The sequence below is a fragment of the Micromonospora sp. NPDC023644 genome, from assembly GCF_040640115.1.
Taxonomy (GTDB): Bacteria; Actinomycetota; Actinomycetes; order Mycobacteriales; family Micromonosporaceae; genus Micromonospora.
The window spans coordinates 1-24,019 of sequence record NZ_JBFABA010000054.1 but is presented as its reverse complement, the minus strand read 5'-3'; the positions used below and the strand labels follow the sequence as shown (position 1 = coordinate 24,019).

The 24,019-nt window shown below is 76.5% G+C and carries 3 protein-coding genes; all 3 read right to left on the bottom strand.

What is annotated here, in order from left to right:
• Window positions 1-10: 10 nt before the first annotated feature.
• Window positions 11-10,858 carry a type I polyketide synthase gene (locus AB0G08_RS25895; RefSeq protein ID WP_358092297.1) on the bottom strand — a complete coding sequence of 3,616 codons (10,848 nt, stop codon included), beginning with the start codon at window positions 10,856-10,858 and terminating at the stop codon, window positions 11-13.
• Window positions 10,859-10,880: 22 nt separating this feature from the next.
• The gene (locus AB0G08_RS25890; RefSeq protein WP_358092295.1) at window positions 10,881-21,236 is read right to left on the bottom strand and encodes a type I polyketide synthase; all 10,356 of its coding nucleotides are present in this window, start codon (window positions 21,234-21,236) and stop codon (window positions 10,881-10,883) included.
• Between the two features lie 4 nt (window positions 21,237-21,240).
• On the bottom strand, window positions 21,241-24,019 hold a 2,779-nt coding region (locus tag AB0G08_RS25885; protein ID WP_358092293.1), incomplete at its 5' end, for a type I polyketide synthase.

Sequence of the window (24,019 nt, the reverse complement as noted above, 5' to 3'; positions counted from 1 at the left end):
CGCGAGCGGATCAGGCGGCGCCGAGTTCGTCGTCGATGAACCGCAACAGCTCGTCGGCCGAGGCGGTCTTCAGCACCAGGCCCACGTCCGGTCCGTCAGGTTCGGCGTCCACGTCGGACCTGCCACGCCAATTCGACATCACCGCGTGCAACCGCTCGGTAATCCGTGCCTTGACCGTCTCCTCCAGGCCCGCCGCGCCGGCCTGGGCGAACGAGCGTTCCAGCCGGTCCAGCTCGGCCAGCAGCGCCGCGGCCGGGTCCGCCTCGGCCGGGGCCAGCCCGGCCAGCAGGTGGTCGGTGAGCGCCGCGGCGGTCGGATGGTCGAAGACCATCGTGGCGGAGAGCTTCAGGCCGGTGGCCGCCTTCAGCCGGTTGCGGAACTCGACGGCGGTCAGCGAGTCGAAGCCGAGCTCGGTGAACGGCCGGTCGGGGTCCACCGCGCCCGCGCCGGCGTGCCCGAGCACGGCGGCGGCCTGCGCCTTGACGAACTCCAGCGCGGTGTGCCGCCGCTGCGGGCCGCTCTGGCTCGCCAGCTGGTCGCGCAGGGCGCCGGGCGACTGCGCCGCCTGCTCCACCGCCCGGCGGGACGGACCCCGCACCAGGCCACGCAGCAGCGCGGGCAGCATGCCCACCCGGCCCAGCTCGCGCAGCGCCGCCGGGTCCACCGGCATCGGCACCAGCAGCGGCTCGTCGATGAGCTCCGCCGCGTCGTAGAGCGCCATGCCCTGCTGCACCGACAGCTCCAGCAGCCCGACGCGGGCCATCCGGGCGCGGTCGTTGGCGTCGAGGTGCGCGGTCATCCCGCTCGCCTCGCTCCACAGCCCCCAGGCCAGCGATCGGGCGGGCAGCCCGGCCGCGCGGCGCCGCGCCACGAGCGCGTCCAGGAACGTGTTCGCCGCCGCGTAGTTGCCCTGCCCGGGGCCGCCCATCGTGCCGGCCGCCGCGGAGAACACGACGAACTCGGCCAGCTCGCCGCCCAGGGTCAGCTCGTGCAGGTTGACCGCCGCGTCGACCTTGGGCCGCAGCACCGCGTCGACCTGCTGGGGCGTCAGCGCGGAGACCAGCCCGTCGTCGAGGACGCCCGCCGTGTGCACCACGGCGGTCAGCGGGTGCGCGGCGGGCACCCGGGCCAGGGTCCCGGCCAGCGCCGCGCGGTCCGCCGCGTCGCACGCCGCGACGGTGACCTCCGCGCCGTACGAGGTCAGCTCGGCCACCAGCTCGGCGGCCCCGGGGGCGTCCGGGCCACGGCGGCTGGTCAGCAGGAGGTGCCGCACCCCGCGTCGGGTCACCAGGTGCCGCGCGAGCAGGCCGCCGAGGGTGCCGGTGCCGCCCGTGACGAGCACCGTGCCGTCGGGGTCCCGCCGGGGCGGCGCGGTCAGCACGAGCTTGCCGACGTGCCGGGCCTTGGACATGAACCGGAACGCCTCCGGGGCGCGGCGGATGTCGTACGGCCGCACCGGCAGCGGCGTGATCTCGCCCGCCTCGAACAGGGCGACCACGTCGCGCAGGATCGCGCCGACCCGGTCCGGATCGATGGTGAGCAGGTCGAACGCCTGGTAGGAGACGCCGGGATGATCGGCGGCGACCTGGTGCGGGTCCCGCACGTCGGTCTTGCCCATCTCGACGAACCGGCCGCCCGCGCCGAGCAGGCGCAGCGAGGCGTCGACGAACTCCTTGGCCAGCGAGTCGATCACCACGTCGATGCCGGCCGCGCCGAAGCGCTGTTCGAACTCCAGCGTGCGGGAGTTGCCGATGTGCGTCTCCGGCAGCCCCATCGCGCGCAGCGCGTCCCACTTGCCGGTGCTGGCGGTACCGTACACCTCCGCGCCGAGGTGCCGGGCGAGCCGGACCGCCGCCATGCCGACGCCACCGGCGGCGGCGTGCACCAGCACCCGCTCCCCCGGCTTCACCTGGGCGAGGTCGACCAGCGCGAAGTAGGCGGTGCAGAACGCGATCGGCGTCGACGCCGCGGTGGCGAACGACCAGTCCGACGGCACCGGCACGACCATCCGCGCGTCGGTGACCACCTCGGTGCCGAAGGCGCCGTAGAAGAGGCCCATCACCCGGTCGCCGACGGCGACGGCGGTCACGTCCGGCGCGGTCTCGACGACCACGCCCGCCCCCTCCCCGCCCATCACCCCACCGCCGGGGTACATGTCGAGGGCGATCAGCACGTCCCGGAAGTTCAGGCCGGCGGCCCGCATCGCGATGCGCACCTGGCCCGGCCCCAGCGGGCGCGGTTCCTCCGCCTCGGGCAGCAGCGCGAGGTTGTCCAGCGTGCCGCGCTCGGTGACGTCCAGCCGCCAGCGGTCGACCGGCGGCGCCGCCAGCGCGGGGCTGCTGGCCGCGCGGGCCAGCCGCGGGGCCAGCAGGACGCCGTCGCGGACGGCGAGCTGCGGCTCGTCGGTCGCGACCGCCGCCGCGAGCACCCGGTGCGGCTGGTGGTCGTCGACGTCGAGCAGGACGAAGCGGTCCGGGTTCTCGCTCTGGGCCGAGCGGAGCAGGCCCCACAGCGGCGAGCTGGCCAGGTCGGGGGCCGACTCGTGCACGCTCACCGCGTCGCGGGTGACGACGACCAGCCGGGCGTCGGCGAACCGCTCGTCGGCGAGCCACTCGCGCAGCACCGCGAGGGTGTCGTGGACGACCCGGTGGGCCGCCTCGGCGGGGTCGTCGGCGTCGCCGGCCGCACAGGGCAGCGCGACCAGGGCGGGCGGCGGCGCGCCGTCCGCCACGCGGGCCCGCAGCGTCGCCAGGTCCGGGTAGGCGTCGGTGACGAGGCCGGCGTCCTGCGGCAGGGTGCACCCGCCGAGGGCCGCCCAGCGGGCGTCCGGCGGGGCCGTGGGCGCGGCGACCTGGGTCCACTCCAGGCGGAACAGGGCGTCGTGGTGCGTGCTCGGCTGGGCGGGGGCGGTGGCCTCCCGCAGCACCAGCGACTCGACCTCGGCGACCAGGGTGTTGCTCTGGTCGGCGACGGTCACCGCGACCGTGTTCCGGCCGCGCGGACGCAGCCGGACGCGCAGCTCCGTCGCGCCGACGGCGTGCACGGACACGCCGCTCCACTCGAACGGAAGCAGCGCCTCGGTGCCGCTGGTGACCAGCGCGAGCGGGTGCAGCGCGGCGTCGAGCAGCGCCGGGTGCAGGCCGTACCCGGCCGCCGTCCGGGCGGCGTCCGCCGGCAGGGCGACCTCGGCGAAGACGTCCTCGCCCTGCCGCCACACCCGGCGTACGCCCTGGAACGTCGGGCCGTACGTGAGACCGGCCGCGGCCAGGGTCGCGTACAGCTCGTCGGCCGGCACGGGCTCGGCCGCCGGCGGCCACGCGGTGTCGAAACCGCCCGCCGGCTCCCCGGGGGCGAGCAGGCCGACGCCGTTGCGCACCCACGGTGCCGCGTCGGTGGCGACCCCGTCCGGCCGGGAGTGGACGGTCAGCTGCCGCTGCCCGTTCTCGTCGGGCGCGCCGACGCGCAGCTGCACCTGGACCCCGCCCTTCTCGGGCAGCACCAGGGGCGCGGTCAGGGTCAGCTCCTCGACCCGGCCGCAGCCGACCTCGTCGCCCGCGCGGACCGCGAGGTCCACGAGCGCGGTGCCGGGCACGAAGACCTGCCCGCCGACCCGGTGGTCGGCCAGCCACGGGTGGGCGGCCACCGAGATGCGGCCGGTGAACAGCAGGCCGTCGGTGTCGGCCAGCGCGACCGCCGCGCCGAGCAGCGGGTGCTCGGTGGCGGCGAGGCCCAGCCCGGCCGCGTCGGCGGTGGCCGGCGCGACGGCCGGCCAGAACCGCTCGTGCTGGAACGGGTAGCCGGGCAGCCGGACCCGCCGCGCGCCATCGTACCCCCACGTCGGGTGGACGCCGTGGACGTGCGCCTCGCCCAGGGAGAGCAGGAAACGCGCCAGGCCCCCCTCGTCGCGGCGCAGCGAGCCGACCACGGTGGCGGTGGCCTCCGCGTCGTCGATGACGTCCTGCACGCCGATGGTCAGCACGGGGTGCGGGCTGACCTCGATGATCGTGGTGACGCCCGCGTCGAGCAGAGCCCGGATGGCCGGCTCGTACCAGACGGTCTGGCGCAGGTTGCGGTACCAGTACTCGGCGTCCATCGCGACGTCGTCCAGCCAGCGGTCGTCCACGGTCGAGTAGAGCGGCACCTCGGGCCGGCGGGGCTCCAGCCCGGCCAGGACGTCGCGCAGCTCCTCGTGCAGCTCCTCCACGTACGCCGAGTGCGACGCGTAGTCCACGTCGATGCGCTTGGCGCGCACGCCGTCGCGCTGGCACTCGGCCAGCAGCTCGTCGAGGGCGTCCAGCTCGCCGGCCGCCACCGTCGAGCGCGGCCCGTTGACGGTCGCGACGGTCACCCGGCCGCCGAAGCGCTCCAGCCGTTCCCGCACCTCGGCCACCGGCAGCGGCACGGAGACCATGCCGCCCTTGCCGGACAGGCGCAGCAGCGCCCGGCTGCGCAGGGCGACGACCCTGGCCGCGTCCGCCACGGAGAGCGCGCCCGCCACGCAGGCGGCGGCGATCTCGCCCTGGGAGTGCCCCACCACGGCAGCGGGCTCGACCCCGTGGGACCGCCACAGCGCCGCGAGCGACACCATGACGGCGAACAGGACGGGCTGGACGACGTCCACCCGGTCCAGCTCCTCCCCCTGCCGCAGGACGGCCTCCAGGGACCAGTCGACGTGCGGCGCCAGCGCTGCCTCGCACTCGGCCATCCGCGCGGCGAACACCGGGGAGGCGTCGAGCAGCTCCACGGCCATGCCGATCCACTGCGAGCCCTGCCCGGGGAAGGAGAACGCCACCTTCCCCGGCGCGCCGGCGGCGACCCCGGTGGCCAGGTTCGGCGCGGGCTCCCCCGCCGCGAGCGCGGCGAGGCCGGCGCGCAGCTCGTCGGCCCGGCCCACCACGACCGCGCGGCGCGGGTGGGTGGTCCGCAGGGAGAGCGAGTACGCCAGGTCGCGGGGCGGCACGTCGGCCAGGAACGGCTCGATGTCGGCGGCCTGCTGGCGCAGCGCGCCGTCCGAGCGGGCGGAGAGCACGAGCGCGACGGGCTCGTCGTCGTACGACCGGGCGGCCTCGGGCGCCGCCGGGGCCTCCTCGATGACGAGGTGGGCGTTGGTGCCGCTGAACCCGAACGAGGAGACGCCGCCGCGACGGGGGTGGCCGTCGCGCCGCCACGGCTGCGGTTCGGCCAGCAGCCGCACCCCGCCCGACCAGTCGACGTGCGCCGTCGGCTCGTCGACGTGCAGGGTCCGGGGCAGTTCGCCGTGCCGCAGCGCGAGCACCATCTTGATCACCCCGGCGACGCCGGCGGCGGCCTGGGTGTGCCCGATGTTCGACTTCACCGAGCCGAGCCAGAGCGGCCGGTCCCCGGCGCGGTCGCGACCGTACGTGGCGAAGAGCGCGTCGACCTCGATGGGGTCGCCCAGGGTCGTGCCGGTGCCGTGCGCCTCGACCACGTCGACGTCGGCGGTGGACAGCCCGGCGTCGGCGAGCGCCTGCCGGATGACCCGCTGCTGCGCCGGCCCGTTGGGCGCGGTCAGCCCGTTGGACGCGCCGTCCTGGTTGACGGCGGTCCCGCGGACCACGGCGAGGACCTCGTGGCCGGCGGCGAGCGCGTCGGAGAGCCGCTCCAGCACGACCACGCCGATGCCCTCGCCCCAGTTGGTGCCGTCCGCGCCGGCCGCGAACGCCTTGCAGCGCCCGTCCGGGGCGAGCCCGCGCATCCGGCTGAACTCCAGGAACGCGCCCGGGGTCGACATGGCGGTCACGCCGCCCGCGACCGCCATCGCGCACTCGCCCGAGCGCAGCGCCCGCACCGCGAGGTGCATCGCGACCAGCGACGACGAGCAGGCGGTGTCCACCGTCACGGCCGGGCCCTCCAGCCCCAGCACGTACGACAGGCGACCGGACATGATGCTCGCGGCGTTGCCGGTGGCCATGAAGCCTTCCGCGCTGGCGCCCGCCGCGCCGGTGATCCGGGCGTAGTCGATGTTGTTGGCGCCGACGTACACCCCGGTCGCGCTGCCGCGCAGCGTGGTCGGGTCGATGCCGGCGTCCTCGAAGGCCGCCCAGGACGCCTCCAGCACGAGCCGCTGCTGCGGGTCCATCGCCTCGGCCTCGCGCGGGCTGATGCCGAAGAAGGCCGCGTCGAAGCCCGGCAGGTCGGCGAGGAAGCCGCCCTCGCGCACGTAGCTGGTCCCGGAGTGCTCCGGGTCGGGGTGGAACAGGCCGTCGAGGTCCCAGCCGCGGTCGGTGGGGAACGGGCCGATGCCGTCGCGTCCCTCGCGCAGCATCGCCCACAGCTCCTCGGGCGAGCCGACACCACCGGGGAACCGGCAGCTCATGCCGACGATGGCGATCGGCTCGTCGGCGGCGACGGCGCCGACGACCACCTCGGTGCGCCCGGTCTCCAGCAGGTGCTCGGCCAGCGCGACCGGGGTCGGGTAGTCGAAGGCGACGGCCGCGGAGAGCCGTACGCCGGTGGCCTCGACCATCCGGTTGCGGAACTCCACGGCGGTGACCGAGTCGAAGCCCAGCTCCTTGAACGCCGAGGTCGACTCGACCGCCTCCGGGCCCGCGTAGCCGAGCGTGAGGGCGACCTGCGTGCGGACCAGCCCGACGACGTGCTCGAGGCGCTCCGCCTCCGGCAGGTCGGCGAGGCGGCGGGCGAAGTCCGACGAGGTGGCCGTGTCGGTCGGCGCCTCGTCGGCGACCGCCTCGGGGATGGCGTCGAACAACCGGCTGGGCCGCAGCGCGGTGAACGACGGCACGAAGGTGGCCCAGTCCACGTCGGCGAGCAGCACGTCCGTGTCGCCGGCCGCCAGGGCGGTACGCATGGCCGCGACGGCCCGCTCCGGCGCCATCGGCGCCAGGCCGCGCTTGCGCAGCGAGGCCGAGATCTCGTCGTCCACCAGCGTGCTCTCGGCCCACGGGCCCCAGGCCAGGGCGGTGGCCGGCTGTCCCCGGCCGCGCCGCGCCTCGGCGAGGGCACACAGGTGCGCGTTGCCGGCGGCGTAGGCGGCCTGGCCGCCGCTGCCCCAGACGCCGGCCACGGAGGAGAAGAGCACGAACTCGTCGAGGTCGCGATCCGCGAAGATCGCGTCGAGGTTGGCGGCGCCGGCGACCTTCGCGGAGACGACGTCGGTGAACTCGGCGAGGTCCATGTCCACGATGCCGGTGAGCTGGGCCAGCCCCGCCACGTGCACCACGGCGCGCACGTCGGGGTAGCGGTCGACGACCGCCTCCAGGGCCGCCCGGTCGGCCACGTCGCAGGCCACGACGTCGACCTCGGCGCCCAGCCCGCGCAGCTCGTCGAGGGCCTCGGCGGGGGCGGTGCCGCGCCGGCTCAGCAGGACGAGCCGCTCGGCGCCGTGCCGCGCGTACAGGCGGGCGGCCTCGATGCCGAGGGTGCCGGTGCCGCCGGTGACCAGGACGGTGCCGGACGCGCCGCGCCAGCGCGGGGATCCGGTCACGGGCGCGCGGTGCAGCCGGCGGACGAACACCCCGTCCGGGCGCACCGCGACCTGGTCCTCCCCGATGCCGGCGAGCACGCCCGCCAGCGCGGCGGCGCAGTGCTCGTCGAGGTGGGCGGGCAGGTCGACCAGGCCGCCCCAGGTGTCGGGCAGCTCCAGCGCGGCGACCCGGCCGAGGCCCCACACCTGCGACTGCGCCACGCCGGTCACCGCGTCGGCCGGGGAGGTGGCGACGGCCCCACGGGTGAGGCACCAGAGCGGGACGCCCCGCCCGGCGAGCGTACGGACCAGGTCGAGGGTGGCCGCCGCGCCCGCCGGGACGCCGGGGCGGCCGGGCAGGAACGCCTCGTCGAGCGCGAGGAGGGACACCACGCCGGCCGGTTCCCCGTCGAGGTGGCCCGCCAGGCCGGCCGGGTCGGTGGTGACGACGGTGGCGCCGTGCGCGGCGAGCGCGTCGGCGACCGCGCGATCCGTGTCCCCGGGCACCGCCGGGTCGCCGACCACCAGCAGCCAGGTGCCGGTCAGCACCCCGGGTGTGCCGCCGGGGCGGCGCTCCCACCGCGCCTGGTAGCGCCAGCCGTCCAGCGCGGACCGCTCCTGCCGCCCCCGGCGCCACGCGGAGAGCGCGGGCAGCACCGACGCCAGGGGGGCCTGCGGGTCCACGTCGAGCGTGGTGACCACCGTGTCGAGGTCGCCGCTGTCCACCGCCGCCCACAGGCCGTCGTCGTCGCCGGCCTCGCCCGCGGCGGCCGGCGCGACGCTGTCCTGCCAGAAGCGCTCGTGCTGGAAGGCGTACGTCGGCAGGTCGACCCAGGACCGCCCGGAGCGGTGGTAGAACGCCTCCGGGTCCACCGTGACGCCCCGGGTCTCCAGCCGCGCCAGCGCCTCCACCAGGGCGCGCGGCTCGTCGCGGTCCCGGCGCAGCACCGGCGTGGCCAGCACGTCGCCGTCCAGGCAGTCCGCCGCCATGGTGGCGAGCACCGAATCCGGGCCCAGTTCGAGGAACGTGGTGACGCCGGTCGCGGCGGCGGCGCGTACCGCGTCCGCGAAGCGCACGGTCGCGCGGACCTGCCCGACCCAGTACTCCGGCGTCGCCAGCTCGTCGCCGGCCGGCGCGCCGGTGACCGTGGAGACCAGCGGAATGGTCGGCGGCGCGTACGAGATCGTCTCGGCCACCGCCCGGAACTGCGCGAGCATCGGATCCATCAGCGGTGAGTGGAAGGCGTGCGACACGGTCAGCCGCCGGGTCCGGCGGTCGGCGAACCGCTCGGCCACCGCCGCCACCGCCTCCTCGGTGCCGGAGACGACCACCGAGTCCGGGCCGTTGAGGGCGGCGATGTCGACGTCCGCGCCGAGCAGCGGCGCGACCTCGTCCTCGGTGGCCTGGACGGCCAGCATCGCCCCGCCCGCCGGCAGCGCCTGCATCAGCCGGCCCCGGGCCGCGACCAGGCGGGCCGCGTCGGCGAGGGAGAACACCCCCGCGACGTGCGCGGCGGCCAGCTCGCCGATCGAGTGCCCGGCCAGGACCGACGGGGTGACGCCCCAGGACCGGACGAGCCGGTAGAGGGCCACCTCGACGGCGAACAGGGCGGGCTGGGTCCAGCCGGTCCGGTGCAGGTCCTCGGTGTCGAGGACCTCGCGCAGCGGCCGGTCCAGGTGCGGGTCCAGGGCGGCGCACACCTCGTCGAAGGCCGCCGCGAACTCCGGGTACGCCGCGTACAGCCCGCTGCCCATGCCGAGGCGCTGCGCGCCCTGCCCGGAGAAGAGCATCGCGACCCGGCCGTCCGCCACCCGGCCGCGGACCAGGTTGGCGGCCTGCTCGTCGCGCGCCAGGGCGGCCAGGCCGGCACCGAGTTCCTCGGTGGAGGAGCCGACGACCGCGGCCCGGTGCGCGAAGCGGGACCGGGTGGTGGCCAGGGCGTAACCCAGCTCGGCCGGCTCCACCTGCGACACCACGGCGGAGAGCCGCCGCGCCTGGTCCCGCAGCGCGGTGGCGTCGCGGGCGGTGAGCAGCAGCGACGTCACCGGCGCCGAGGCTGGCTCGGGCGCGTCGGTGTCCGGCGCCTGCTCCACGATCACGTGGGCGTTCGTGCCGCTGAACCCGAACGACGAGACCGCGGCCCGGCGCGGCTGACCGGTCCGCGGCCACGGCGTGGCGGCGGTCAGCAGCCGCACATTGCCGGCCGTCCAGTCCACCTGGTCCGACGGCTGCTCGGCGTGCAGCGTCGCGGGCAGGACGCCGCGCCGGATCGCCTCGACCATCTTGATGACCCCGGCGACGCCGGCCGCGGCCTGGGTGTGGCCGATGTTCGACTTCACCGAGCCGAGCCAGAGCGGGTCCTCCCGGTCCTGGCCGTACGTCGCGAGCAGCGCCTGCGCCTCGATCGGGTCACCCAGGGTGGTGCCGGTGCCGTGCCCCTCGACCACGTCGACCTGGCGCGTCGACAGGCCCGCGTCGACCAGCGCGGCCTCGATGACCCGCTGCTGCGACGGCCCGTTCGGCGCGGTCAGCCCGTTCGACGCGCCGTCCTGGTTGACCGCGGAGCCCCGGACGACCGCCAGGACGCGGTGGCCGTGCGCGAGCGCGTCCGACAGCCGCTCCACCAGCAGCACGCCGGCGCCCTCGGCGAACCCGGTGCCGTCGGCGTCCGCCGAGTACGAGCGGCACCGCCCGTCCGGCGACAGGCCACGCTGGCGGGAGAACTCGACGAACGTCAGCGGCGTCGCCATGACCGAGACGCCGCCGACGAGCGCGAGGGTGCAGTCGCCCCGGCGCAGGGCCTGGATCGCCAGGTGCAGCGCCACGAGCGACGACGAGCAGGCGGTGTCGACGGTGACCGCCGGCCCTTCCAGCCCCAGCGTGTAGGCGACCCGGCCGGAGACCACGCTGCCGGAGCTGTTGCTGCCCAAGTAGTCGTGGTACATGAGGCCGGTGAACACGCCGGTCGGGCTGCCGGCGAGCGAGGCGGGGTCGATGCCGGCCCGCTCCAGGGTCTCCCACGCGACCTCCAGCAGCAGCCGCTGCTGGGGGTCCAACCCGACCGCCTCGCGGGGGCTGATGCCGAAGAACGTCGGGTCGAAGTCCGCCGCGTCGTACAGGAAGCCGCCGCGCGAGGTGTAGGAGGTGCCCTCCCGCAGTGACTGCGGGTCGTAGAGCGACTCCAGGTCCCAGCCGCGGTCGGTCGGGAACGCGCCGGTGGCGTCGGTCCCGGACTCCACGAGCCGCCACAGGTCCTCGGGACTCGCCACGCCCCCCGGGTAGCGGCAGGCCATGCCGACGATCGCGACCGGTTCGTGCGCGGACGCCTCCACCTCGTGCAGGCGCTGCCGGGTCTTCTGCAGGTCGACGGTGACCCGCTTCAGGTAGTCCCGGAGCTTGTCCTCGTTGGCCACTAGGGTCGCCCTCCTCGCACTGTCATGAGATCCCGAGTTCGCTGTCGATGAGAGCGAAGACCTCGTCGTCGGTCGCGGATTCGATGTCGTTGCCGGTGGAGGCCGGCTCGCCGCCCAGCTTCGAGAGCACGTCCCGCAGCCGCAGCGACAGCCGGGTACGGGACTGCTCGTCGACGTCGCGCAGGACCGCCTCGAGGCGGTCGAGTTCGGCGAACGCGGCCAGCACCGCGTTGTCCCCGCCCGACTCGCCGGAGAGTTCGGCCTGGAGGAACGCGGTGAGGGCGTTCGACGTCGGGTGGTCGAACACCAGCGTCGCGGGCAGCCGCAGTCCGGTCGCGTCGCTCACCCGGTTGCGCAGCTCCACCGCGGTGAGGGAGTCGAAGCCGAGCTCGGAGAACGGCCGGTCGGCGGCGACCGCGGCCGGGTCCGGGTAGGCCAGCACCCCCGCCACCTGGGTACGCACCAGGTCGAGCAGGATGGCCCCGGCCTCCTCGGCGTCGCGGCCCGCGAGCCGCTGCCGCAGCGCGTCGGCCGCTCCCGCGTCGGTGTCGGCCGCCCGCCTGGCGGGCACCCGGACCAGGCCGCGCAGCACCGGCGGCACCATGCCCGCGACGGCGCGTTCCCGCAGGGCGCGGTGATCGAGCTTGATCGGCGCCACCATGCCCTGGGCGTGCAGCGCCACGTCGAACAGGGCCAGCGCCTCCTCGACGGGGAGCGCGTCGATGCCGGAGCGCGACATGCGCCGCAGGTCGGCCTCGGTCAGCTGCTCCGCCATGCCCGCCTGCTCCCAGCGGCCCCAGGCCAGCGACACGGCCGGCAGGCCGTTCGCCCGCCGGTGCTGGGCGAGCGCGTCCAGGTAGGCGTTGCCGGCGGCGTAGTTGCCCTGGCCGGGGCCGCCGAGCACCCCGGAGGCCGACGAGAACAGCACGAACGCGGTCAGGTCGCGGGTCAGCTCGTGCAGGTTCGTCGCGGCGTCGACCTTGGGCCGCAGCACCCGGTCGACCCGTTCCGGGGTGAGCGAGGAGATGACGGCGTCGTCGACGACGCCCGCCGTGTGCACCACCCCGCGCACCGGGTGCGCCACGAGCAGCGCGGCGAGCGCGTCCGGGTCGGCGACGTCGCACGCGGCGACGGTGACCTCGGCCCCCAGGGCGACGAGTTCGTCGCGCAGGTCGGTCGCGCCCTCGGCGGCGGGGCCGCTGCGGCTGACCAGCACCAGTTCGCGGACCCCGTGCCGGGTGACCAGGTGCCGGGCGACGAGCCGACCGAGCGCGCCGGTGGCGCCGGTGACCAGGACGGTCCCCTCGAAGACGGGCGCGGCGGAGTCGGTGACGCCGGCCCGCGCCAGGCGGGGCACGAGGACGTCGGCGCCGCGGACGGCGAGCTGCGGCTCGTCGGAGCCGAGCGCGGCCGACAACCCGGTGCCGGTCTCCGCATCGACGTCGACCAGGACGAACCGGTCGCCGTGTTCGGACTGGGCGGAGCGGAGCAGGCCCCAGGCCGCGGCCCCGGCGAGGTCGGTGACGTCGGCGTCGGGGTGGGTCGCCACCGCGCCGCTGGTCAGGACGGCGAGGCGGGCGGCGGCGAACCGCTCGTCGGCGAGCCACTGCTGCGCCAGGGCGAGGACCTGACCGGTGGCCGCCCGGGCCCGCGCGGCCACCGCCGCCCCCCGGTCGGGGACGCACCGCGCCACCACCACGTCGGGCACCGCGGCGCCCGCGTCGACGGCGGCGGCGAGGGCCGCCAGGTCGGCGTACGCGGTCGCGTCGAGGCCGTCGATCCGGTCCCCGAGCACCGCGACGGTACGCGGCCGGGGCGACCCGGTCAGCGGCGTCCAGTCCAGGCGCAGCAGCGACTCGTGCCGGTCGCGGCGCAGCGCCGCCAGCTGTTCCGGCGACACCGGGCGCACCGCCAGCGCCTCGACCGAGGCCACCGGAGCGCCGGTCGCGTCGGCCAGGGTGATCGCCGCCGTGCCGTCGCCGGGCACGATCCGGGCCCGCAGCCGGTTGGCGCCCGAGGCGTGCACGGTGAACCCGCGCCACGAGAACGGCAGCACCGGGTCGCCGTCGCCGGTCGACGCCACCGCGTGCAGGACGGCGTCCAGCAGCGCCGGGTGCAGGCCGAAGCGGCCGGCGTCGTCGTGCGCCTGCTCGGGCAGGGTGATCTCCGCGTACACCTCGTCGCCGCGCCGCCACGCCGCGGTCAGGCCCTGGAAGACCGGGCCGTACCGCAGGCCGCGCGCGAACAGGTCGTCGTACGCCGCGGACACGTCGACCGGGTCGGCGTCCGGAGGCCAGGCCCGCAGGTCGGCGCCGGCGGCCCCGGCCGGGGTCAGCCGGCCCACCGCGTGGGTGGTCCACCCGTCCTCGTCCTCGACCCGCGAGTGGACGCCCACCTCCCGGTCGCCGTCGGGTGCCGGTTCGCCCACCGTCACGCGTATCTGGACGCCGCCGGAGTCCGGCAGCACCAGCGGCGCCTCCAGCGTCAGCTCCTCCACCCGCGGGCAGCCGACCTCGCGGCCGGTGTGCGCCGCCAGCTCGACCAGCGCCGCACCGGGCAGCAGCACCACGTCCGCGACCGCGTGGTCGGCCAGCCACGGGTGGGTGGCCAGCGCGAGCCGGCCGGTGAACACCGCGCCGCCGTCCGGCAGCTCGACCGCCGCGCCCAGCAGCGGGTGGTTCGCCCGCGTCTGGCCCAGCCCGCTCGCGTCGCCGGTGCCGGCGCCCGCCCGGGGCCAGTACGGCTGGTGCTGGAACGCGGAGGTGGGCAGCTCCACGGTCCGTCCCGGCGCCACGGCGGACCAGTCGACGGCCGTGCCGCGCACCGCGAGCCGGGCGAACGCGGTCGCCACGGTCTCCGATTCGGGGCGGCCCTTGCGGCACACCGGGATCCACTCGCCCTCGGCCACGTTGCGGCCGAGCGCGGTCAGCACCGCGTCGGGGCCGATCTCCAGGAAGGTGGTGGCCCCGGCCGCGGCGAGCGTGGCGACCGCGTCGGCGAACCGGACGGGTTCGCGCACCTGCCGCACCCAGTGCTCGGCGTCGAGGGTGGTGGGCCCGCCCGTCAGCGTGGAGACCAGCTCGACGGCCGGCTCCCGGCACTCCACCTGGGCCACGACCGCGCGGTACTCGTCGAGCATGGGATCCATCAGCGGCGAGTGGAACGCGTGCGACACGGTGAGCCGCCGCGCCCTGCGGCCACGCCGGGCCAGTTCCTCGGCCACCTCGAGGGTGGCGGCCTCGTCGCCGGAGAGCACCACCGACTCCGGCCCGTTCACCGCGGCGACGGCGACCGTGGGCGGCAGCAGCGGGGCGACGTCGTCCTCGGTGGCGCGTACGGCCACCATCGCGCCACCGCCCGGCAGCGCCTGCATCAGCCGGCCCCGCGCCGCGACGACCCTCGCGGCGTCGGCCAGCGACCACACGCCCGCCACGTGTGCCGCCGCCAACTCACCGATCGAGTGCCCCGCCACGAAGTCCGGCCGCACACCCCACGACTCGAACAACCGGAACAGCGCCACCTCCACCGCGAACAACGCCGGCTGCGCCCACCCCGTCTGGTGCACCTCGTCGGTGCCCAGCACCTCCCGCAACGGCCGCTCCAGGTGCCGGTCCAACTCCCCGCACACCTCGTCGAACGCCGCCGCGAACACCGGGAAGCCCAGCAGCCCCTCCGCCATCGCGACCCGCTGCGCCCCCTGACCGGTGAAGAGCACCGCGAGCTTCCCGCCGTCGACCGTGCCGGTCACCACCTCGTCGCCGAGCAGCACCGCGCGGTGCGGGAACGCGGCCCGCCCGGTGGCGAGGGTGTACGCGACGTCGACCGGGCGCAGCGTCGGGTCGGCGGCCACGTGGGCGCGCAGCCGGGGGATCTGCTCCCGCAGCCCCTCCTCGGTGCACGCGGAGAGCAGCCACGGCGTGAACGGCACGTCCGGCTCGTCGGCCGGCGGCGCCGGGTCGGCCTGCTCCAGCACGACGTGGGCGTTGGTGCCGCTGATGCCGAAGGACGACACGGCGGCGCGCACCGGGCGGTCGGCGGCGGCGAGCGGCGTGGCGTCCGAGGCGACGCGGACCGCGCCGGCGGACCAGTCCACGTGCGGCGAGGGCTCGTCGACGTGCAGGGTCGGCGGGAGCACGCCGTGGCGCAGCGCCAGCACCACCTTCATGATGCCGGCCACCCCGGCGGCGGCCTGCGTGTGCCCGAGGTTCGACTTGACCGAGCCCAGCAGCACCGGCGCGACCCGCTCCTGCCCGTACGTGGCGAGGACGGCCTGCGCCTCGATCGGGTCGCCCAGGGTGGTGCCGGTGCCGTGCGCCTCGACCACGTCGACGTCGGACGGGGAGAGCCGCGCGTCCGCCAGGGCGGCCCGGATGACCCGCTGCTGCGACGGCCCGTTGGGGGCGGTGAGCCCGTTCGACGCGCCGTCGGAGTTGACGGCGGAGCCGCGCACCACGGCCAGCACGGGGTGCCCGTGGCGGCGGGCGTCGGAGAGCCGCTCGACCACCAGCACCCCGACGCCCTCGGAGAGCGACGTGCCGTCGGCCGCCCCCGCGAACGACTTGCACCGCCCGTCGGGGGCCAGGTTGCGCTGCCGGGAGAACTCCAGGAAGGTGCCCGGCGTCGACATCACCGACACGCCACCGGCGAGCGCGAGGGAGCACTCCCCGTTGCGCAGCGCGGAGACGGCGAGGTGCAGGGCGACCAGCGACGACGAGCAGGCGGTGTCGACGGTCATCGCCGGGCCCTCCAGCCCGAGCGTGTACGAGATCCGCCCGGAGATCACGCCGCCGGAGTTGCCGGTGGAGAGGAAGCCGTCGACGGACTCGGCGGAGCCGCTGAGCACGGTGCCGTAGTCGTTGTACATGACGCCCGCGTACACGCCGGTCCGGCTGCCGCGCAGCGTGGTCGGGTCGATGCCGGCCCGCTCCAGCGCCTCCCACGAGGTCTCCAGCAGCAGCCGCTGCTGCGGGTCCATCGCCAACGCCTCGCGCGGGGAGATGCCGAAGAAGCCGGGGTCGAAGTGGGCCGCGTCGTAGAGGAAGCCCCCCTGGTCGACGTAGCTGGTGCCCGGGTTGTCCGGGTCGGGGTCGACCAGCGCGTCGAGGTTCCATCCCCGGTCGGTCGGGAACGGCCCGATCGCGTCGCCGCCGCCGACCAGCAGCCGCCACAGGTCCTCCGGCGTGCGCACCTCGCCGGGGAACCGGCAGGCCATGCCGACGATGGCAACGGGCTCGTGGTCGTGCCGGGCCGCAGCGACGTCGGCCGTCGCGGTCCGCCCGCCGGCGAGCTGCTCCACCAGGTGGCCGGCCAGCGCCTCCGGCGTCGGGTAGTCGAACACCAGCGTCGCCGGCAGCCGCAGCCCGGTCGCCACGCCGAGCTGGTTGCGCAGGTCGAGCGCGGTGAGCGAGTCGAAGCCGAGCTCCTTGAAGGGGCGGCCCGCCGGCAGCCGGTCCGCCCGGGCGTAGCCGAGCACGGACGCGACCCGGGTGAGCACCGCCTCCAGCACGACCTCGGACCAGCGCTCGGTGGGCACCTCGGCCAGCCGCTGGGCCAGGGAGGAGCCGCCCACCGCCCGGCGGGCCGGGGCGCGGACCAGGCCGCGCAGCAGCTCCGGCGGCTCGCGGTCGTCCCGGCCGAACGCGGCGAGGTCGACCGGCACCGGCGCCAGCAACGCGTCGGCCGACCGGACGGCGGCGTCGAACAGGGCCAGGCCGTCCTTGCTGGACAGCTCGCTCATGCCGCTGCGGGCCATCCGGCTCAGCTGCGCGCCGCCCACGTCGGCGGTCATCTCGCTGCGTTCGGCCCACAGCCCCCAGGCCAGCGAGTGGGCGGGCAGCCCCGCGGCCCGGCGCCGCACCGCGAGCGCGTCGAGCACCGCGTTCGCGGCGGCGTAGCCGCCCTGTCCGGGGCTGCCGAAGACGCCCGCGGCCGAGGAGAACAGCACGAAGGCGCTGACGTCCCCGGCCAGCTCGTGCAGGTGCCAGGCCGCGTCGACCTTGGGGCGCAGCACCTCGGCGAGCCGGTCGGGGGTGAGCGTGGCGATGGTGGCGTCGGCCATCACGCCCGCGGTGTGCACGACGCCGGTCACCGGGTGGGCCGCGAGCAGCGCCGCGACCTGGTCGCGGTCCGCGACGTCGCACGCCAGCACCGTCACGGTCGCGCCCAGTTCGGCGAGTTCGTCGCGCAGGGCGACCGCGCCGGCGGCGGCGAGGCCGCGGCGGCTGGTCAGCACGAGGTCGCGTACGCCGTGCTCGGTGACCAGGTGGCGGGCCACCAGCCCGCCCAGCGTGCCGGTGCCGCCGGTGACGAGCACGGTGCTGTCCGGACCGAACACCGCCGGGCCGGCGACGTCCTGCTCGGGCACCCGGGCCAGGCGGGGCGCGCTCACCGCGCCGTCGCGGACGGTGAGCACCGGCTCCCCGGTCGCCAGCGCCGCCGCCACCAGCCCGTCGGCGGTGTGGTCAGCCTCCAGCAGGACGATCCGCCCCGGGTTCTCCGCCTGCGCGGAGCGGACCAGGCCGTGCACCGCCGCGCCGGCGAGGTCGTCCGGGCGGGTCACCACGACGAGCCGGGTCTCGGCCTGGCGCGGGTCGGCGAGCCACTCCTGGAGCGTGGTCAGCGCGTACGCCGCGAGGTCGGGCACCGCGGCGATGTCGGGCGCGTCGGAGAAGCACGGCAGGAACAGCGTGTCGGCGGCGGCGTCGGCCAGCGCCACCGGCGGCGCGTCGAAGACCGCCGTGCCGCCCAGCGTCTGCCAGGTGCCGCGCTCGGCCCGGCCGACGGTCAGCGGCGCGTGCTCCAGCCGGAACAGCGACTCGACGAAGCCGCTGCGGCCCCGGAGCGCCTGCGGCGCCACCGGGCGTACGGTCAGCGCCGCCACGGAGGCGACCGGGGCGCCCGTGTGGTCCGCGAGGAGCAGGGCCGCGCTGTCCGCCCCCGTCCTGGTGAGCCGGACCCGCAGGCTCGTCGCGCCGGCCCCGTGCAGCGTCACGCCGTTCCACGAGAACGGCAGCTTCGCCGCGCCGTCGCCGACGTCCGCGGCGAGGGCGTGCAGGGCGATGTCGAACAGCGCCGGGTGCAGGCCGAACCCGTCCACGTCGACGCCCTGCGGCAGGGCCACCTCGGCGTACGTCTCGTCGCCCCGCCGCCACGCGGCCCGCAGGCCCTGGAACAGCGGGCCGTACTGGAGGCCGAGCCCGGCGAGCCGGTCGTACAGGTCGGCGACGTCGACGGTCAGCGCGTCGGCGGGCGGCCACTCGGTGAGGCTCTCCCCCGCCGCCGTGGCGGGGGCGAGGACGCCGGTGGCGTGCCGGGTCCACATGCCGATCTTCGCCTCGGTGTCGGTCTGCCCGTAGACGCCGAGCGCGCGGCGGCCGTGCTCGTCCGGCGCCTCCACGGTGAGCCGCAGCGCCACCCCGCCGTGCGCGGGGACGACGAGCGGGGTGGTGATGACGAGTTCCTCGACGGCCGGGCAGCCGACCTCGTCGCCGGCGCGGACGGCGAGTTCGACCAGCCCCGTGCCGGGCAGCAGGACGGTGTCCAGCACGGCGTGGTCGGCCAGCCACGGGTGCGTCTCCAGGCTGATCCGGCCGGCGAGCACGACGAGCTCCCGTTCCGGGACGGTGAGCGCCGCACCGAGCAGCGGGTGGCCGACGACGTCGATGCCGAGGCCGCGCGCGTCCACGGCGGACGCCGCCGCGAGCTGCCAGTACCGCTGGTGCTGGAACGCGTACGTCGGCAGCGGGGCCGGGACGCCGCGGGTGTGCCGGGACCAGTCGACGGCGACCCCACGTACGTACGCCTCGCCGAGCGAGAGCAGGAAGCGCGACAGCCCGCCCTCGTCCCGCCGTAGCGACGCGACGAGCGCGGCCGGGGCGTCGGCGCGGTCCAGGATCTCGCGCACCCCCATGCCGAGCACGGGGTGGGGGCTGATCTCCACGAGGACGTCGTGCCCGTCGGCGAGCAGGCGGTCGATCGCCTCCTCGAACCGGACCGTGCCGCGCAGGTTCGCGTACCAGTACCCGGCGTCGAGGGTGGCGGTGTCGACGACCTCGCCGGTGAGCGTGGAGTACAGCGGCACGTCGGCGCTTCGCGGCCGGACGTCGGCCAGGACGTGCAGCAGCTCGTCCCGGATGGCCTCGACCTGCGCGGAGTGCGAGGCGTAGTCCACCGGGATCATCCGCATCCGGACGCCGTCGGCCTCGCACGCGGCCAGCAGCTCGGCGAGGGCGTCGGGCTCGCCGGACACGACGGTGGCGGCGGGCCCGTTGACCGCCGCGACCGAGATCCGGTCGCCCCACCGGGCCAGGCGCGCCTCCACGTCCGCCCGGGGCGCCGCCACCGAGGCCATGCCGCCGCGTCCGGCCAGTCCGGCGGCGATCGCCCGGCTGCGCAGCGCGACCACGCGGGCGCCGTCGTCGAGGGTGAGCGCGCCGGCGACGACGGCGGCGGCGATCTCGCCCTGCGAGTGCCCCACCACGGCGGCGGGCTCGACGCCGTACGACCGCCACAGCGCCGCGAGCGACACCATCACGGCGAACAGCACGGGCTGCACCACGTCCACCCGGTCGAGCGAGGGCGCGCCGGGCACGCCCCGGACGACGTCGAGCAGCGACCAGTCGGTGAACGCGTCGACGGCCCGGGCGCACTCGTCCATCCGGTCCGCGAACACCTCGGCGGTGTCCATCAGCTCCACGGCCATGCCCGCCCACTGCGAGCCCTGGCCGGGGAACATGAAGACGACCCGGGGCACGTCGCCCAGCGCGGCGCCGGTGGCGACGGTCGGCGCGGGTTCGTCCGCCGCGACGGCGGCCAGGCCGGCCCGCAGCTCGGCGGGGTCCGTGCCGACCACGACCGCCCGGTGCTCGAACCGGGCCCGCGTCGCCAGGGCGGCGGCGACGTCGGCCGGGGCGGCGGGGTGCAGGTCGAGGTGGGCGGCCAGCCGGGCCGCCTGGTCGCGCCGGGCGTCGGGCGTACGGCCGGAGAGCACCCAGGGCACCGGCCCGGTCGCCGCCGCGGCGGGCGGCGCGGTCTCCTGCGCGGGCGGCTCCTCGATGATCACGTGGGCGTTGGTGCCGCTCACGCCGAACGACGAGACGCCGGCGCGGGCCGGCTCGCCACTTGCGGGCCAGGCGACCGCCTCGGTCAGCAGGTCGACCGAGCCCTCGGTCCAGTCGACCTGGTCGCTCGGGGCGTCCACGTGCAGCGTCTTCGGCAGCAGCCGGTGCCGCATGGCGAGCACCATCTTGATGATGCCGCCGACGCCGGCGGCGGCCTGGGTGTGGCCGATGTTGGACTTGATCGAGCCGAGCCAGAGCGGGCGGTCCCGGTCCTGGCCGTAGGTGGCCAGGATGGCCTGCGCCTCGATGGGGTCGCCCAGGGTGGTGCCGGTGCCGTGCGCCTCGACCACGTCGATCTGGTTGGCCGACAGCCGCGCGTTGGCCAGCGCCGCCTGGATGACCCGCTGCTGCGCCGGCCCGTTCGGGGCGGTCAGGCCGTTGGAGGCCCCGTCCTGGTTGACCGCCGTCCCGCGGACGACGGCGAGCACCGGGTGCCCGTTGCGCCGGGCGTCGGAGAGCCGCTCCACGATCAGCATGCCGACGCCCTCGGCGAAGCCGGTGCCGTCGGCGGCGGCGGCGAAGGACTTGCACCGGCCGTCCGGCGACAGCCCGCGCTGCTTGGAGAACGCGACGTACGTCTCCGGGGTCGCCATCACGGTGACGCCGCCGGCCAGCGCGAGCGAGCACTCCCCGTTGCGCAGGGCCTGCACGGCCAGGTGCAGGGCGACCAGCGACGACGAGCACGCGGTGTCGACGGTGACGGCGGGCCCCTCCAGCCCGAACGTGTACGCCACCCGGCCGGAGGCGATCGCGCCGGTGGCGTTGTTCTCCGGGTAGTCGTGGTACATCATGCCGGCGAAGACGCCCGTGTCGCTGCCGCGCAGCCCCGTGGGGTCGATGCCGGCGTTCTCGAGGGCCTCCCACGAGGTCTCCAGCAGCAGCCGCTGCTGCGGGTCCATCGTCAACGCCTCGCGCGGGCTGATGCCGAAGAACTCCGGGTCGAACTGGGCCGCGTCGTGCAGGAAGCCCCCCTCGCGGGTGTACGACCGGCCCGGCGTGCCGGGCGTGGGGTCGTAGAGCTCGGCGACGTTCCAGCCGCGGTCGGTGGGGAAGCCGGTGATCCCGTCCCCGCCGGCGGCGACCAGGTCCCACAGGTCGTCCGGGTTCCGCACCCCGCCCGGGTAGCGGCAGGCCATGCCGACGATGGCGATCGGCTCGCGCAGCGTCGAGTTGAGCTTGCGGTTTTGCTCCCGCAGCCACTCGTTCTCCTTGAGCGAGGCCCGCAGCGCGGTGACGAGCTTCTCCTCCGAGTTGGCCATGTGGTCAGCTCCCCGCTTCCGTCGTCGCTTCACCGAGGTCGGCGAGCGCCATGCTGATCAGTGCGTCGGCGTCCATGTCGTCGATGGATCCGGTGGGTGCGTCGACCGGCTCGTCGGCGGCGACCCGGACGCCGCCCAGTTCGAGCAGGCTGTCCATCAGGCCGGCGTCCCGCAGCCGGCTGAGGGGGATGGCGAGCAGGATGCGGCGGACCTCGTCCTCCGGCAGCCCGCCGTCGGTGCCGGTGTCCGGGACGAGCCGCTCGTACAGCAGCTCGGCGACCGCGCGGGTGTTCGGCCGGTCGAAGGTGAGGGTGGTGGGCAGCCGCAGGCCGGTGGCGGCGTTGAGCTGGTTGCGCAGCTCCAGCGCGGCGAGCGAGTCGAAGCCCAGCTCGGTGAAGGCGCGACCGGGATCGACGGCGTCGGGGTCGCGGTGCCCGAGCACCGTCGCGACGTTCGTGCGGACCAGGCCCAGCAGCAGGTCCGCGCACTCCGGCCCGGTCAGGCCGGCCAGGCGCGTGGCGAGGCCGTCGCCGGTGGCCGCCGCCCGCCGGGTCCGGGGGCGGACCAGGCCGCGGTAGAGCGGACCGTCGACGACGCCGAGGTCGAGCCCGATGGGTACGAGGACCGGCGCGGCGCAGGTGAGCGCGGCGTCGAGCAGGCGCAGGCCCTCGTCGACCGGCAGGGCCCGCACGCCCGCCTGGGCCAGCCGCTTGCGCTCCGCGCCGGTCAGCTCGCCCGCCATCCCCCCGTCCCACATGCCCCACGCCAGGGACTGCCCGCTGAGGCCGGCCGCGCGGCGGCGCACCACCAGGGCGTCCAGGAACGCGTTCGCCGCGGAGTACGCCGCCTGGCCCGCGTTGCCGAACACGCCGGCCGCCGAGGAGAACACCACGAACGCCGACAGCCCCGCGTCGGCCGTCAACTCGTGCAGGTGCCAGGCCGCGTCCACCTTCGGCGCCAGCACCCGGTCCAGCCGCTCCGGCGACAGCGACGCCAGCAGACCGTCGTCCACCACGCCGGCGACGTGCACGACCGCCGACAGGCCACGGCCGGCGACCAGCGCGGCCACCGCGTCCCGGTCGGCCACGTCGCAGGCCGCCCACCGCACCGACGCGCCCGACGACGCCAGCTCCGCCGCCAGCTCGTCGGCGCCCGGCGCGGCGGCGCCCCGGCGGGACACCAGCAGCAGGTCGCGCACCCCGTGCGCCGCCACCAGGTGCCGGGCCACCACCGCGCCCAACGCGCCGGACGCGCCGGAGACCAGCACCGTGCCGGCGCCGAAGTCGGTGGTGACCGGTTCGTCGGCGCGTACGCGGGCCAGCCGGGCGGCGTACGGGACGCCGTCGCGGACCACGAGCTGGGGCTCGTCGTCGGCCAGCACCACGTCGCCGTCGACGAGCACGACGCGGTCGGGGTGCTCGGCCTGCACCGAGCGGACGAAGCCCCACACGGCGGCGCCCGCGAGGTCGGTGACGTCCTCGCCGGGCAGGGCCACCGCGCCCCGCGTCCGCACGACGATCCGGGCGCCGGTGGGTTCGGCCAGCCACGACCCGAGTTCGTCGAGTACGCGGTGCAGGACGGCGCGGACGCCGGCCGGGGTGTCCGCCGGGGCGGTGTCGAGCGGGAACGTGGTCGTGTCGAGCAACCGCACGTCCCCGTCCCGCCCGGCGGCGGCCGGCACGGGGGTCCAGGTCAGCTCGTACAGCGAGTCGTGCTGCGTCGGCCCGGCGTCGAGCGCGCCGACCGGCCGCGTCTCCAGCCTGCCCACCGACACCACGGGGGCGCCCGTGCCGTCGGTCGCGGTGATCGCCCAGCCGGACTCGACCGGCACGATCCGGACCCGCAGGGCGGTGGCGTTCGTGGCGTGCAGCACCACCTGCTGCCACGAGAACGGGAGCACGGTGTTCCCCGTACCGGCCTCGTCGGCCAGCAGCGGGGCGTGCAGCGCCGCGTCCAGCAGGGCGGGGTGCAGCGCGAACCGCTCGTCCGTCTCGGGGAGGGTCACCTCGGCGAACAGTTCGTCGCCGCGTTCCCACACCGCCGTGACGCCACGGAACGCCCGCCCGTACTCGTAGCCCCGGTCGGCGAGCCGGTCGTAGCCGTCGGTCAGGTCGACCGGCCGGGCGTCCGCGGGGGGCCACTCGGCCACGGTCTCCGGGGCGGTCACCGGGTCCGCGGCGACCAGGCCGGTGGCGTGCGCCGTCCAGGTCTCGGCGCGCTCGCCGCGCGAGTGGATCTCGACGGTGCGGCGGCCCTGCTCGTCCGGCTCGCCGACGCGCAGCCGCAGCTGCACCGCGCCGTCGGTGGGCAGGACCAGCGGGGCGATCGTGGTCAGCTCCTCCACCACCGGGCAGCCGACCGCGTCGGCGGCGTGGACCGCGAGTTCGACGAGCGCCGCACCGGGCACGAGCACGACGCCCGCGACGACGTGGTCGGCGAGCCACGGATGGGTGCCGGTCGACAACCGGCCGGTGTAGACGACGCCGTCGAAGTCGGGCAGCGCGACGGCCGCCCCGAGCAGGGGGTGCTCGGTGTCGGCGAGGCCGAGGCGGCTCGCCGCCCCCGTCGCGGTCGCGTTCTCCGTCCAGTACCGCTGACGTTCGAAGGGATACGTCGGCAGGTCGGTGGTCCGGGCGCCGGCGAAGAACGTGGGCCAGTCGACGTGGACGCCGCTGGTGTGCAGGGCGGCGACGGCCCTGGTGAGGGTGTGGGTTTCGGGTTGTCCGCGGCGGGTGGTGGCGATGGCGGTGGTGTGGTCGCCGGTGGCGGCGGTGGCCAGGACG

Coding starts and splice junctions, on each gene's coding strand:
- AB0G08_RS25890 (WP_358092295.1), bottom strand. CDS start 21,236: ATGGCCAACTCGGAGGAGAAGCTCGTCACCGCGCTGCGGGCCTCGCTC.